The sequence below is a fragment of the Curtobacterium sp. MCPF17_047 genome (assembly GCF_003234045.1).
Taxonomy (GTDB): domain Bacteria; phylum Actinomycetota; class Actinomycetes; order Actinomycetales; family Microbacteriaceae; genus Curtobacterium.
In genome coordinates, this window is record NZ_QKSF01000016.1 from 53,050 (window position 1) to 67,204 (window position 14,155).

The following is a 14,155-nucleotide window of genomic DNA, read 5'->3' on the forward strand; positions in this document are numbered from 1 at the left end:
CGGGCGGCCTGTGGAGAACCGGACGGGAGGCCCGTGGCGGCGTCCCCACGTGCCTCCCGTCCGACAGGTGTCGCGTCCGGTCAGCGTGCGGCGAGCGCACCCTCGTAGAGGTCGCGCTTGGAGAGTCCGGTCGCGTCGGCGACCGCTGCGGCGGCCTCCTTCATGCGTGCGCCGGCGGCCACGCGTTCGAGGACCAGGCGGACGCCGTCCTCGATCATGGCGTCGTCACCCGATCCGGTGGACCCCGCGACGACGACGCAGATCTCGCCGCGGACGCCGTCAGCCGCCCACTCGGTCAGCTCCGCGAGGCTGCCCCGACGGATCTCCTCGTGCATCTTGGTGAGCTCGCGGCAGACCGCGGCACGCCGGTCGCTGCCGAACCCGGCGGCCATGTCGCCGAGCGTGTCGGCGATCCGGTGCGGCGACTCGAAGAAGACCATGGTCCGCTGCTCCCCCGCCAGTGCGGCGAACACCCGTCGCCGTTCCCCCGCCTTGCGGGTCGGGAAGCCCTCGAACGTGAAGCGGTCCGTCGGCAGCCCGGAGAGCGCGAGCGCGGTGAGGACGGCGCTCGGGCCGGGGACCGCGGTCACGGTGACGCCCGCGGCGGCGGCGGCCTCGACGAGCGGGAACCCGGGGTCGCTGATGGCGGGCATGCCGGCGTCGGTGAGCACGACGACGTCGTCCTCCCGGGCGAGTTCGACGACCTCGGCCGCGCGCTCCCGCTCGTTGTGCTCGTGCAGCGCGATGAGCCGCGGACGGTTCTCGATGCCCAGTGCGCGCATCAGGTGGATCGCGGTCCTGGTGTCCTCGGCGGCCACCACGGAGGCGTTCGACAGCGTCTCCACGAGTCGACGGGAGGCATCACCGAGGTTGCCGATGGGGGTTGCTGCGAGGACGATCACGACCCCATTGTCGTCGCAGGACCCGCGACCTGTGGACGACGCAGCCGACACCTGCGCCGCGTCCGTAGGATGCTGCGGGTGACCACGGACCTGGCCGACCTGCAGAAGACCGTGCCGGACGTCCCGCGTGGCTCGCGGCTCGACGACTGGTGGGGCCGCGTGCTCTCCGCCGGGTGGCGGGTCGCCGCCTGGCGATGGGGTGGCCCGATCGCGGTCACCGTGCTCGCTGCCCTGCTCCGGCTGGTCGACCTCGGCCGGCCGCACTCGCTCGTGTTCGACGAGACCTACTACGTCAAGGACAGCTGGTCCCTCGTCCACCTCGGGTACGAGGGCACGTGGCCGGCGAACCCGACGGGCGACGGTGCGCCGACGACGGACGACCGCTTCGCCGACGGGCAGACGGACCTGTACTCGCGTGCCGCCGAGTTCATCGCGCACCCACCGCTCGGCAAGTACCTGATCGGCCTCGGCATGCTGCTCTTCGGGCCGGACAACGCCTTCGGGTGGCGGTTCACCGTCGCGGTCCTCGGCATCGCCACCGTGTTCCTCACCGCGGTGATCGCTCGTTCCCTGTTCCGGTCCACGTTCATCGGCACGCTGGCAGGCGGGTTCCTGGCGGTGGACGGACAGGCGATCGTGATGTCACGGGTGTCGCTGCTCGACGGCATCGTCACGTTCTTCGTCGTGCTCGGCTTCGGCGCACTGCTGCTCGACCGACGGTGGTCCGCCCGGCAACTCGACCGGTGGGTCGATCGTCGTGCCGCCGCCGGCCGACCGACGCTCTGGGGTCCGGTCCTCTGGTGGCGCCCCTGGCTCGTCGCGATGGGCCTCGCGCTCGGGCTCGCGACCGCGACGAAGTGGACCGGGCTGTACTTCCTGGCGTTCTTCGCCGTGTACTCCGTGGTCAGCGACATGCTGCTGCGGCGTCGCGCCGGGGTGGCCTTCTGGTCCTCGAGCGCCGCGCTGCAGCAGGCACCGGTGACCTTCTTGCTGACCGTGCCGATCGCCGCCGCGACCTACCTGGCGTCGTGGGCTGGCTGGTTCCTGACCCGGGGCGGCTGGGACCGCGACTGGATCGGGACCGGCGGTCAGCGCTGGACCGGCCTGCTCGCCTGGGTGCCCGACAGCCTGCAGAACTGGTGGCACTACCAGAGCGAGATCTACGCCTTCAACATCGGCCTGCACACGCCGCACTCGTACCAGGCGAACCCGCTGCTCTGGCTCCTCATGCAACGGCCGACGTCGATGTACTACGTCGGCACGAACGTGGGCCAGGACGGCTGCGCGGCCGACCGCTGTGGGGCGGCGATCACCGGGATCGCGAACCCGTTCATCTGGTACGCCTCGGTCATCGCGGCCGTGGTGCTGCTCGTGCTGCTCATCACACGGCGGCGGTGGGAGTACGGCATCGTCCTGATGGGCATCGCCGCGGGCTACCTGCCGTGGCTGATGTACCTGGACCGGACGGTCTTCCAGTTCTACACGATCGCCTTCGAGCCCTTCCTCGTGATGGCGCTGGCGGCCGTGATCGGGCACCTGATCGGCTCGCGGGACGACCCGCGGCCACGGCGGACCCGGGCGCTGGTCTGGCTCGGCGTGTACCTGGTCGTCGTGGTGCTCGCGTCGGCGTACTGGTACCCGCTGTGGTCGGCGATGCAGGCGCCGTGGGACTTCATCCGGTCCCACTACTGGCTGCCCAGCTGGCTGTAGCGGCGGCTCCGGTCAGTTCTGCGTCTGCATCGCGCGCTCGAGGGCGTCGCGGTCCAGCGGCTCTCCGGTCAGCTGGTCCGGCTGGGCATGCGGGAGCACGCCGTCGACCAGCACCTGCGCGTAGCGCTTCCAGGCGTCGGGATCGTAGTCACGGGTGGCGTCGGCCACGGCACCGATCATCGTCGTGAGCATCGGCAGGTCGCGGTAGTCGAAGCCGGGACGGACCACACCGGCGTCCTTCGCACGGCCGATGATCCGGGACACCTGCTGCTCCAGGCGGTCGCGCTCCTGCACGATCGACGGGCGGGCCTTGCCGGCACGGACGATGGCGTCGGCCAGGGCGCGGTCCCGCGCTCGGAAGGCGAACACGCCCATCAGGTAGAGACGGAGGGACTCGCGCGGGTCGATCTCGTCGGCAGCGCGGGCGGCGGCGGCGTTCATCGCCTCGAACTTCGTCGCGAGGAGGGCCTCGATCAGCGAGTCCTTGTCCGCGAAGCGCCGGTAGACGGTGCCGACGCCCACTCCGGCCTCGTGCGCGATGTCGTTGAGGGTGACCGAGATGCCGCGTTCCGCGAAGCACTTCCGCGCCGTCTGCAGGATCAGTTCGCGGTTCCGCGCCGCGTCGGCGCGCAGGGGGCGATCGAGATCGGCGGCGGGTCCGGTGGTGCTCACAGAACGAACATAATCGGACTTTCTGGGAACAAGCGGATGCGGTGACTCCGTTTTGGGCTACAGTTACCGCAAGCGGATGCAGTGCATCCGCTTCACTCTTCTCCGGGACGCCCGACGGCGCGCGCCCCTCCTCTTCCATCCTTCGAGAAGGAGGCTGTCGTGACGGCAGAACAGACCGCGCCCGCTCCCACAGGAGCGACGCCGACGACCGCGGGCCCCACCCCGGCCCGGACCGACCACCGATGGATCGCACTCGCGGTCATCGCCCTCGCCCAGCTCATGGTCGTCCTGGACGCCACCATCGTGAACATCGCGCTGCCCTCGGCGCAGCAGGACCTCGGGTTCGCCACCGACCAGCGTCAGTGGATCGTCACGGCGTACTCGCTGGCCTTCGGCTCGCTCCTGCTCCTGGGCGGTCGTCTCGGTGACCTCTTCGGCCGCAAGAACACCTTCATCATCGGCCTGGTCGGCTTCGCCGTCGCGTCGGTGCTCGGCGGCCTCGCCGACTCGTTCGGGCTCCTCGTCGCCGCCCGCGCCCTGCAGGGCGTCTTCGGCGCGCTGCTCGCCCCGTCCGCCCTGGGCATGCTCACCACGACCTTCCGTGACCCCAAGGAGCGCGGTCGTGCGTTCGGCATCTTCGGCTCCATCGCCGGCTCCGGTGCCGCGATCGGCCTGCTGCTCGGCGGCGTGCTCACCGAGTACGCCTCGTGGCGCTGGTGCCTCTACGTGAACGTCGTGTTCGCGATCCTCGGCGTCATCGGCGCGATCGTCTTCATGGCGAAGCCGCCGAAGGTCGAGCGTCCGCGCATCGACATCGCCGGGGTCATCACGATCACCGCCGGCCTGGTCGGTGTGGTCTACGGCTTCTCGAACGCCGAGACCAACGGTTGGGACGCCCCGCTCACGATCGGCATGCTCGCCGGCGGTGTGCTGCTGATCGCGGCCTTCGTGGTGATCGAGACCCGCGTCGCGCACCCGCTGCTCCCCTTGCGCGTCATCCTCGACCGTGACCGCGGTGGTTCGTTCGTCGCCATCGGCCTGGTCGCGATCGGCATGTTCGGCATCTTCCTGTTCCTGACCTACTACCTCGAGCAGACCCTCGGCTTCTCGGCGCTGCAGACCGGCCTGGCGTTCCTGCCGATGCCGCTGTCGATCATGCTGTCCGCCACACAGATCGGCGGACGCCTGCTGCCCCGCGTCGGCCCGAAGGTCCTGATCTTCGCCGGAGCCCTCGTCGCCGCCACCGGGCTCCTGCTCCTCCTGCGCACCGACCTCGACAGCTCCTACGCGGGCACAGTCCTGCCGGCGCTCATCGTGATCGGTCTCGGCATGGGCACGATCTTCTCGTCCGCGATGAACACCGCGACGACCGGGGTCGCCCGTTCGGACGCCGGTGTGGCATCGGCAACGGTGAACACGATGCAGCAGATCGGTGGCTCGATCGGCACCGCGCTGCTGTCGACGATCTTCGCGAACGTCGTCGAGAACAGCCTCTCCGGTCTGTCCGCCGCGCCGACGAAGCTCCAGCAGGCGCAGGCCACGCTCGACGGCTACCACGCTGCGTTCGCGATCTCGGCCGGGGTCCTGTTGATCGTGGCGATCGCGAGCGGCCTGCTCATCAACCGGCAGTCCGTCCGTCTCGATCGTCTCGCCCGTGCCGGGTCCGGCGTGACGGGCAGCGTCCCGACCGCCGCGCACTGACCAGCACGACCACGCCGGACGCCACCGCAGGTCACCGCGGTGGCGTCCGGCGTCCGGCTGTTGCAAGCCACATCACGCTGTGCTCCGACCGATCGTTCCACGGCCTGTGTCGGACTGTTGCTCACCCTCTGTCGTGAGTCAGAGGCGTCGATTACGGTGTGCCACATGGCCCCCGTCCTGACCTCGCCACTCGTGTCCACGCAGTGGCTCGCCGACCACCTCGGCGCGGACGACCTCCTCGTCCTCGACGCCTCGGTGCACACGGACGGCATCGGCTTCGGCACGTCGTGGCACTCGGCGCGGGACGCCCACGAGCGTCGCGGACACGTCCCGGGTGCCGTCTACGCCGACCTCATCGACGAGTTCTCGGCGTCCGGGACGGACCTGCCCTTCACCCGGCCCGGGGTCGACCGCTTCGAGTCCGCGGCCCGTGCGCTGGGCGTGAGCCGCGACTCCACCGTGGTGGTCTACGACGACGGCATCGGCGAGTGGAGCGCCCGTCTGTGGTGGATCTTCCGGTCCTTCGGCTTCGACGCCGTCGCCGTGCTCGACGGCGGCTTCCCGAAGTGGCGCGACGAGGGACGGCCGGTCCGTGTCGGGGCCCTGTCCCGCGCACCGGAGCCGTCCCGCGACGGCGACGCGTTCGTCGCGGGTGAGGAACGTCCGCTCTGGGCCGACCGGGCACGGGTCCTCCGTGCGGTCGACGGTTCCGAGCCGGCGGCGCTCGTCATGGCTGCCGACCCGGCGGCCCTCGGCGACGACCACCCACCGATCGTCCCCGGGAGCACCACCATCGGCGTCCGTGAGTTGCTCGACCGGTCGAACGCCCTGCTCCGCCAGCCGGACCTCGAGCGTGCCCTCGCACCGGTGCTCTCCGCGGACGAGGTCGTGACCTACTGCGGAGTCGGGAGCGCCTCGTGCGTCGACGCGCTGGCCTTGACCGTGCTCGGCCACCAAAAGGTCCGCGTGTACGACGGGTCCCTCGCCGAGTGGTGGCGGGAACCGATCGCCTCCTGACCGGGTGGCGCTGCCCGTCGCCCGCAGCGGGCTAGCGTTGCCCGCATGAGCAGCAGACGCGCGGTCGTCCTCGGTGGGACCGGCGGCATCGGATCCCAGGTCGTCCGCGAACTCCTCGACGTGTCCGGCCGGGGCGGCGACGACTGGGAGGTCGAGGTCGTCTCGCGCTCCGGAGGCCCGGTCGCCGATGGACTCCTCGCCCGCGGCGCGGTCGGCCGACCGGGAGACCGTCGCGACACGACGTTCCTGCGCGAGCTGCTGCGCCCCGGCGCGGACCTGCTCGTCGACACCGTCGGTGCAACCCGCGACGACGCCCTGCAGCTCGCCCCCTTCCTCGACGACGTCGGGTCGACCGTCTTCGTGTCCTCGAAGGCGGTCTACGCCGACGAGCAGGGTCGCCACGCGAACTCGCTCGACAAGCCGGTGTTCGGCGGCGCCGTCACCGAGCTGCAGCCGACGGTCACCCCCGCTGACGCGGACCCGACGAGTCGCGACGGCTACGGTGCCGCGAAGGTCGCCGCCGAACAGGTCCTGCTCGACCACGGGGCGCCCGTCACCGTCCTGCGCCCCTCGAAGGTGTACGGCGTCGGCATCGGCCGACCCCGCGAGTGGTTCGTCGTACGCCGGGTGCTCGACGGCCGCGAGCGCGTCCTGCTCGCCGACGAGGGCCGCGGCGTCGACCACACGACGGCGGCGTCGGGCATCGCGTCCCTGGTCCGGATCGTCGCCGACGCACCCGACCGCCGCATCCTCAACGTCGCGGACGAGACGGCGCCGACGGCGCTGGAGATCGTCCGGACCGTCGCGGGGCACCTCGGTCACACGTTCGACGAGGTCCTGCTCGGCGAGGACGCCCCCGCGTTCGTCGGACTCACGCCCTGGTCGGTGCCGTCGCCGTCCGTGCTCGACACCACCGCTGCGCGCTCGCTCGGGTGGGTCCCGCCTCGGTTCGCGGAGGCGGTCGTGCCGGAGGTCGACTGGTTGGTCGAGACGGCGCACCGCACGCCGGTCGACGGGGACGTGCCGTGGGCGGCCGATCCGTTCTGGGACCGGATGTTCGACTACGGGCCGGAGGACGCGGCGCTGGTGCTGCTGTCGCTCGGGCTGGGCTGACTGGTCGGTCGGGCTGACCCCGCCGGGCTGTGGACAGCGGCAGCTCCTCCACAGATCCGACTGGAGGCCCGCCCACACAGGGCGCGCGGGGCACGCTGGGTGCATGAACGACAACCGGCTCGGGACCGCCGTCAGCCCCTACCTCCGCCAGCACGCCGACAACCCGGTGGACTGGCGCGAGTGGGGCGCCGACGCCTTCACCGAGGCACGGGAGCGTGACGTGCCCGTCCTCGTGTCGATCGGCTACGCCACGTGCCACTGGTGCCACGTGATGGCGCGTGAGAGCTTCTCCGACCCGGAGATCGGTGCGATGCTCCGGCAGGACTTCGTCGCCGTGAAGGTCGACCGCGAAGAGCGCCCGGACGTCGACTCGAGCGCGATGGCCGCGGCGAGCGCCTTCACCGAGAACCTCGGATGGCCGTTGACGGTGTTCATGACGCCTGCCGCGCAGGTGTTCTACGCGGGGACCTACTACCCGCCGCAGCCGGTCGGCGAGCACCCGTCGTTCCGGCAGGTCACGGCCGCGGTGCTCGATGCGTGGCGGGACCGCCGGCACGAGGTCGATGCGAACGCCGCTGCGATCGCGGGGGCGATCCGGCAGGGCGCCGAGGCGGACGCGGCCGCCGCGCAGGCCGGGCAGCCTGACGGGGGTGGGGCGGGCCTCCCGTCCGTCGAGGCGATCCACGGGGTCGTGTCCGACCTCGAGCGTGCCGAGGACGCCACGTACGGCGGGTTCGGAGGGGCGCCGAAGTTCCCGAACGCTCCGCTGTTGGAGTTCCTCGGCGACGTGGCCGCGGACGGCGACGGCGCAGCCGGCGCAGCCGGCGCGCTGCTCACCCGTGCGCTCGACGCCATCGCCGGGTCAGAACTGACCGACGTCGACGGTGGTGTGTTCCGGTACGCGACCCAGCGGGACTGGTCCGTCCCCCACTACGAGCGGATGCTCTACGACAATGCGGGCCTGCTCGCGGTGGCCGAACCCGGGCGAGCCCGCGGCATCGCGGACTTCCTCCGCGACACCCTCCGACGAGCGGACGGTGCCTTCGTCGCGGCGCAGGACAGCGAGTCGACCATCGACGGCCGGCGTGTGGAAGGCGAGTGGTACCGCGTACCGCTCGAAGAGCGCGGCCGGCTCGAGGCGCCGCCGCTCGACGACCAGGTCCTGACCGGGTGGAACGGCCTGGCGATCCGCGGGCTGGTCATCGCGGGCAGTCGCGCCGGGGACGACGAGATGATCGACCTCGCGCGCAGCGCGGCGGACGCCGTCATCGCGGCACACCTCCGGGACGGACACGTCATGGTCCGGTCGAGCACCCCGCGCGGTGGGTCGACCGCAGCGCCGACGATCGAGGACCTCGGCCTGTTCGCGGAGGGGTTGCTCGAGCTCGCCCTCGCGACCGGCGAGCTCGGGTACGCCGTGATCGGGCGCACGCTCGTGGACGACGGACTGTCGGGTGCGCTGGAGGTCGATCCGGTCCTCGCCGCTGCCGGGACCGCGACCGGTGAGCAGCCGCAGACAGCACTCCGATCCGGAACGGTGGCGATGGCCGGGGCTGCCGCGCTCCTCGCTGCCCTCACCGGTGACGACGGCCGGCACTCGGCGGCCGAGCGCCTCATCGCCGAGCGCGCCCGGACCGGGGTGGACCGACCACTCGGGCACGCGGATGCCCTCGGGCTCGCGCTCGCCCTCCAGCGGCCCTCACGAGAAGTCGTGCTCGTCGCTGACGACCGATCGGGCTCCGAGGTGGCCGGCATGCAGGCGGCAGTCCGGACCGCACGACGTCCGGGGACGATCGTCGCCGTGCTCACCCGGGCGCAAGCGGCGGAGTGGGCGGCCGCCGGCTTCTCACTGTTCGAGGGCCGGGACACGCTGGACGGCGTGACGTACGTCTGCCACGACCGGGTCTGCGCGTTGCCGGCACGGACCGCTGGCGAGCTCGCCGCCCAGCTCGGCTGACTGCCGCACGCCCGGACGGTATCCTGGAATGCTCATGTCGAATCCCCCCGTCATCACGTACCCGCCCGAGCTGCCCGTCTCGCAGCGGCGGGACGACATCGCCGCTGCGATCCGCGACAACCAGGTCGTGATCGTCGCGGGTGCCACCGGGTCGGGCAAGACGACGCAGCTGCCGAAGATCTGCCTGGAGCTCGGTCGCGAGAGCATCGGCCACACGCAGCCTCGGCGGATCGCCGCGCGCACGATCGCGGAACGCGTGTCGGAAGAACTCGGCGGCGAGCTCGGCGACCTCGTCGGGTACCAGGTGCGCTTCACCGACAAGGTCAGCGCGGCCACCCGGATCAAGCTGATGACGGACGGCATCCTGCTGAACGAGATCCACTTCGACCGGGACCTCAAGCGGTACGACACGATCATCATCGACGAGGCGCACGAGCGCTCCCTGACGATCGACTTCCTGCTCGGGTACCTGAAGCGACTGCTCCCTCGGCGCCCGGACCTCAAGGTCATCATCACGAGTGCCACGATCGACCCGCAGTCGTTCTCCGAGCACTTCGGCGACGCGCCCATCGTCGAGGTCTCCGGACGGACCTACCCGGTGGAGGTCCGGTACCGACCGCTCGTCGCGGACGAGGACGCCGCCGGCGGGGGCGACGACGAGGACGAGGGCGGCCCGGACGACGGTAGCCGAGACGACGGCAGCAGCACCGACGACCGCGACTACCTGCAGGGCATCACCGACGCGCTCGACGAGCTCGCGCGGGAGGACCCGGGCGACGTCCTGGTGTTCCTGTCCGGCGAGAACGAGATCCGCGACGCACAGGACGCCATCGAGGGCAAGCACTACCCGGGGACCGAGGTCCTGCCGCTCTACGGTCGACTGTCCGCCGCGGACCAGCACCGCGTGTTCCAGCGATCGAACACCCCGGGCCTCCGACGACGTGTCGTGCTCGCGACCAACGTGGCCGAGACCTCGCTGACCGTCCCCGGCATCAAGTACGTCGTCGACACCGGCACCGCCCGCATCTCCCGGTACTCGCCGCGGGCGAAGGTGCAGCGGCTGCCGATCGAGGCGATCTCGCAGGCGTCCGCGAACCAGCGCTCGGGTCGTGCGGGCCGTACCAGTGCCGGCATCGCGATCCGCCTCTACTCCGAGGACGACTTCGACCGTCGTCCCGAGTTCACCGACCCGGAGATCCTCCGGACGAACCTGGCCGCCGTCATCCTGCAGATGATCTCGCTCGGGTTCGGTGACATCGAGTCGTTCCCGTTCCTGCAGCCGCCGGACTCCCGGGGCGTGAAGGACGGCCTGGACCTCCTCCGCGAACTCCGCGCCGTCGACACCGACGGTGCGATCACGAAGACCGGCAAGCAGCTCACCCGACTGCCCATCGACCCGCGCCTCGGCCGGATGGTGCTCGAGGCGAGCCGCCAGGGCGTGGGCCGTGAGGTCATCGCGATCGTCTCGGCGCTGAGCATCCAGGACCCGCGCGAGCGTCCGCTCGAGAAGCGGGCGCAGGCCGACCAGCAGCACGCACGCTTCGCCGACCCCACGAGCGACTTCCTCACCCTGCTCGGTCTCTGGAACTACCTGGAGGACAAGCAGGACGAGCTGTCCTCCAGCGCGTTCCGCCGGATGTGCAAGGCCGAGTTCCTCAACCACCTCCGCATCCGCGAATGGCAGGACCTGTACCGCCAGCTCTCCCGAGCAGCCAAGCAGGTCGGCATCCACGTCGGCACGGAACGCAGGGACGACCCGGACTCGGTGCACCGCGCGCTCCTCGCCGGCCTCCTCAGCCAGATCGGGCTGCGGGACCGCGAGAAGCGGGACTACCTCGGCTCGCGGAACACCCGGTTCGTGGTGTTCCCGGGCAGTGTGCTCGCGAAGAAGCAGCCGGACGCGGTGATGGCCGCCGAACTCGTCGAGACGAGTCGGTTGTTCGCCCGGACGGTCGGCCGCATCGACACCGCGTGGGTGGAGCCGCTGGCCGGCGACCTGCTCAAGCGCACCTACGGCGAACCGCACTGGGAGAAGAAGCAGGGCTCGGTCGTCGCCTACGAGCGGGTGACGCTGTTCGGCGTGCCGATCGTGCAGCGTCGACGGGTGCAGTACAACCGGATCGACCCCGTGCACTCGCGGGAGCTCTTCATCCGGCACGCCCTGGTCGAGGGCGAGTGGGAGTCGCAGCAGGCGTTCGACCGGGCGAACCGGAAGCTCCGCCGGGAACTCGAACAGCTCGAGGAGCGCACCCGGCGCCGCGACATCCTGCTCGACGACGAGACGGTCGTCGAGTTCTACGAAGCCCGGATCCCCGCCGAGATCGCGACCACCCGCGACTTCGAGGGGTGGTGGCGCCGGACCCGGCGCGACCAGCCGGACCTGCTCACGATGCGCCGCGAGGACCTCCTCGACGAGTCCGCCGCGTCGGCGGCTGAGGACGACGCCGAGTACCCGACCCAGTGGCGGAGCGGCGACCAGCGCCTCGCCGTCCGCTACCGCTTCGAGCCCGGTGCCGAGGACGACGGGGTCAGCGTCCAGGTGCCGCTCGCCGTCCTGCCGCGCATGCGGGAAGAGGGCTTCGACTGGCAGGTCCGCGGGCTCCGGAAGGAACTCGTCACCGCGCTCATCAAGGCGCTGCCGAAGCAGATCCGCAAGAACGTCGTCCCGGCCGCCGACTGGGCCGAGAAGATCGTCGCCGAGCTCCCGGACGACGCTCCGACGACCCCGACCGAGAGCTTCCGCGCGACACTCGCCAAGACGATCCAGCGCCTCGTGCACGTACCGGTGTCGGAGTCCGACTTCGACATGTCGCGGGTGCCGTCGCACCTGCTGCCGACCTACGCGGTCGTCGACGAGCGCGGCCGCCGGGTCGAGGCCGGCAAGGACCTCTCGGCCCTGCAGACCAAGCTCAAGGACCGGACCCAGCAGAGCGTCGCTGCGGCGACACAACGCTCCGGAGGCTCGTCCCGCGTCGCCGACGCCGGCTCGGGCCGCCGCATCGAACGGTCCGGCCTGACCACCTGGCCCGACCAGGACCTGCCCGAGGTCCTCGACACGAAGCAGGCCGGCGGCGTCATCCGCGCCTACCCGGCCCTGGTCGAGGAGGGCTCCGGCCCGAAGGCGACCGTCGGCGTCCAGCTCCTCGCGACGCCAGGCGACCGGACCGTGCAGATGCCCGAGGGGGTCCGCCGCCTCGTGATGCTCGCCGTACCGTCCCCCGTGTCGTACATCCAGCAGCACCTCACCGCGCAGGAGAAGCTCGCGCTCGCCGCGAGCCCCTACCCGTCGACCAACGCCCTCTTCGACGACGTCCTGGCCGCCGTGGTCGATGCCGGGATCCGCCGGACCCACCCCGACGGGCTGGTGTTCACCCGGGCCGCGTTCGACCAGGTGCGCGCCACCGTCTCGGCGACGGTCGTCGACACGATGTTCACCGCCGTGTCCGAGGTGGCCGCCGTCCTCACCGCCCAGCGGAACGCCGAGCGCGCGATGAAGCAGGCGACGAACATGGCGCTGCTGCCGGCGCTGTCGGACATGCGGCAGCAGATGGAACGGCTGGTGTTCCCCGGGTTCGTCTCGGTGGCCGGGCTCGACCGCCTCCGACGTATCCGGGTGTACCTGCAGGGCATCGACGCCCGCGTCACGAAGCTGCTCCAGAACCCGGGCCGCGACGCGAGCTGGATGCGCGAGGTCACCGGTGCGACCGACCGCTACGTCGAGGCCGGTGGGACGTTCCCGCCGGCGGTCGGCTCGCACCCGGAGCTCGTGCACGCACGCTGGATGCTCGAGGAGTTCCGACTCAGCCTCTTCGCGCAGGAACTGGGTACAGCGGAGACCGTGTCGCTGCAGCGGATCACGAAGGCGCTGACGGCAGCCTCGCGCTGAGCCGCGGGACGGCCGAGCCGACCAGGACTACGGTGACCGCCATGATCGGCACACTCGACGTCGTCGTCCTGGACTGCCCGGACACCCGCGCCCTCGCTCGCTTCTACGCCGAACTCCTCGGCGGGGAGATCGTCGCCTTCGACGAGGACTGGGCCGAGGTGGTCCTGCCCTTCGCCGGACACCGACCGCTGCTCGCCTGCCAGCGGGTCGACGACTACCGGGCACCGGAGTGGCCCGGACAGGATGTCCCGCAGCAGATCCACCTCGACGTGAAGGTCGACGACCTCGACGCCGGTGAGCAGGCGGTCGTCGCGATCGGTGCGACGACGACCGGGCAGGGCACCGACACCTTCCGGGTCTACCTCGATCCGGCCGGGCACCCGTTCTGCCTGGTCGTGCCGCAGGACTGAGTCCGCTCGGTCAAGCGGGCTGGTCGGCCTCCGACGAGGAATCGACCTCTGCCGAATCGGCAGCGCCCGCATCAGCGGGGTCGACCGCCAGCCCCTCGACGACCTCGACACGGGGCAGTTCGCCGAGCACGGCCCCCGGCAGGAACAGCTTCGCCCCACGGACGCCGGCACCGATGACGACCTCGGGAGCCTCGAGCACCCGGGAGTCGACGTACACGGCCCAGTCGGCCGGCAGACCGATCGGGGTGATGCCGCCGTACTCCATCCGAGTGCGCTCGACGGCGTCGTCCATCGGCGCGAAGCTCACCTTCCGTGCCCCGAGCAGGCCCTTCACGGTCCGGTTCACGTCGAGCTTGGTCGAGGCCAGCACCACACAGGCCGCGTAGGTGACGGTGTCGCCGCGCTTCCCCGCGACGACGATGCAGTTCGCGCCGCCGGACACCGGGAAGCCGTAGGCCTCCGAGAACGCAGCCGTGTCCGCCAGGTCCGGGTCGATCGGCGATGCCTCGATCCGCTGGAGCAGGGCCGACGGCAGGGCGACCAAGGCCTCGGCGACGGGGATGGCGATGGAGCCGGTGGCGAGCAGGACGGGCATGCGGTTCAACGTCGGCATCCTCCCACCCTAGGGACGGACGCCACGACGACGTGTCAGCCGAGGTCGGCGCCGGCGCCGGCACCGCGGTGCCCCTGGCGGTTCGCGCTCAGCGACAGGACTCGCGTGCGCCGCCACGAGGACTGTCGCTGAGCACGAAATGCGCCCGCCCGCCCGCGCCGCAGCCGCCCACTC

10 protein-coding genes are annotated in these 14,155 nt (G+C 71.4%); 7 read left to right on the plus strand and 3 right to left on the minus strand.

Going from position 1 to position 14,155, the window contains the following annotated elements; translation table 11 throughout:
* Positions 1-80: 80 nt before the first annotated feature.
* Positions 81-902: a 16S rRNA (cytidine(1402)-2'-O)-methyltransferase gene (gene rsmI / locus DEJ33_RS14770; RefSeq protein WP_111079127.1), complete on the minus strand. Its 822-nt coding sequence runs from the start codon at positions 900-902 to the stop codon at positions 81-83.
* A 78-nt stretch (positions 903-980) separates the two neighbouring features.
* Between rsmI and DEJ33_RS14775 the strand changes: the two genes are divergently transcribed.
* A complete protein-coding gene (locus DEJ33_RS14775) occupies positions 981-2,612 on the plus strand; it encodes a phospholipid carrier-dependent glycosyltransferase (RefSeq protein WP_181437321.1) in 1,632 nt (543 codons plus the stop codon).
* Between the two features lie 12 nt (positions 2,613-2,624).
* Here the strand turns inward: DEJ33_RS14775 and DEJ33_RS14780 are convergent, their stop codons facing one another.
* Complete coding sequence (locus tag DEJ33_RS14780; RefSeq protein WP_111195385.1) at positions 2,625-3,284, minus strand: TetR/AcrR family transcriptional regulator; 660 nt, start codon at positions 3,282-3,284, stop codon at positions 2,625-2,627.
* Between the two features lie 159 nt (positions 3,285-3,443).
* Here DEJ33_RS14780 and DEJ33_RS14785 point away from each other — a divergent pair, with 159 nt between their 5' ends.
* The 6 genes from DEJ33_RS14785 (at position 3,444) to DEJ33_RS14810 (ending at position 13,368) form a co-directional block, all read left to right on the plus strand.
* The gene (locus tag DEJ33_RS14785) at positions 3,444-4,985 is read left to right on the plus strand and encodes an MFS transporter (protein ID WP_111079124.1); all 1,542 of its coding nucleotides are present in this window, start codon (positions 3,444-3,446) and stop codon (positions 4,983-4,985) included.
* Between the two features lie 165 nt (positions 4,986-5,150).
* The gene (locus DEJ33_RS14790; protein ID WP_111195386.1) at positions 5,151-6,002 is read left to right on the plus strand and encodes a sulfurtransferase; all 852 of its coding nucleotides are present in this window, start codon (positions 5,151-5,153) and stop codon (positions 6,000-6,002) included.
* Positions 6,003-6,047: 45 nt separating this feature from the next.
* Positions 6,048-7,115: an NAD(P)-dependent oxidoreductase gene (locus tag DEJ33_RS14795; protein WP_111195387.1), complete on the plus strand. Its 1,068-nt coding sequence runs from the start codon at positions 6,048-6,050 to the stop codon at positions 7,113-7,115.
* 103 nt (positions 7,116-7,218) lie between these two features.
* Complete coding sequence (locus tag DEJ33_RS14800; protein WP_111195388.1) at positions 7,219-9,072, plus strand: thioredoxin domain-containing protein; 1,854 nt, start codon at positions 7,219-7,221, stop codon at positions 9,070-9,072.
* 34 nt (positions 9,073-9,106) lie between these two features.
* The gene (gene hrpA / locus DEJ33_RS14805; protein WP_111195394.1) at positions 9,107-12,958 is read left to right on the plus strand and encodes an ATP-dependent RNA helicase HrpA; all 3,852 of its coding nucleotides are present in this window, start codon (positions 9,107-9,109) and stop codon (positions 12,956-12,958) included.
* Positions 12,959-12,999: 41 nt separating this feature from the next.
* Positions 13,000-13,368 (plus strand): VOC family protein, encoded by a 369-nt coding sequence (locus DEJ33_RS14810; protein ID WP_111079166.1) that lies wholly within the window; start codon positions 13,000-13,002, stop codon positions 13,366-13,368.
* A 10-nt stretch (positions 13,369-13,378) separates the two neighbouring features.
* On the opposite strand, the gene DEJ33_RS14815 is transcribed toward DEJ33_RS14810, so the two are convergent.
* Positions 13,379-13,981, minus strand: coding sequence for a YbaK/EbsC family protein (locus DEJ33_RS14815; RefSeq protein WP_111195389.1), 603 nt, complete (start codon positions 13,979-13,981; stop codon positions 13,379-13,381).
* Between the last annotated feature and the right edge of the window lie 174 nt (positions 13,982-14,155).

What these genes read in the sequence shown, in the direction of transcription:
- DEJ33_RS14790 (WP_111195386.1), top strand. Translation starts at nt 5,151, where the DNA reads ATGGCCCCCGTCCTGACCTCGCCACTCGTGTCCACGCAGTGGCTCGCC.
- DEJ33_RS14795 (WP_111195387.1), top strand. Translation starts at nt 6,048, where the DNA reads ATGAGCAGCAGACGCGCGGTCGTCCTCGGTGGGACCGGCGGCATCGGA.
- DEJ33_RS14800 (WP_111195388.1), top strand. Translation starts at nt 7,219, where the DNA reads ATGAACGACAACCGGCTCGGGACCGCCGTCAGCCCCTACCTCCGCCAG.
- hrpA (WP_111195394.1), top strand. Translation starts at nt 9,107, where the DNA reads ATGTCGAATCCCCCCGTCATCACGTACCCGCCCGAGCTGCCCGTCTCG.
- DEJ33_RS14810 (WP_111079166.1), top strand. Translation starts at nt 13,000, where the DNA reads ATGATCGGCACACTCGACGTCGTCGTCCTGGACTGCCCGGACACCCGC.
- DEJ33_RS14815 (WP_111195389.1), bottom strand. Translation starts at nt 13,981, where the DNA reads ATGCCGACGTTGAACCGCATGCCCGTCCTGCTCGCCACCGGCTCCATC.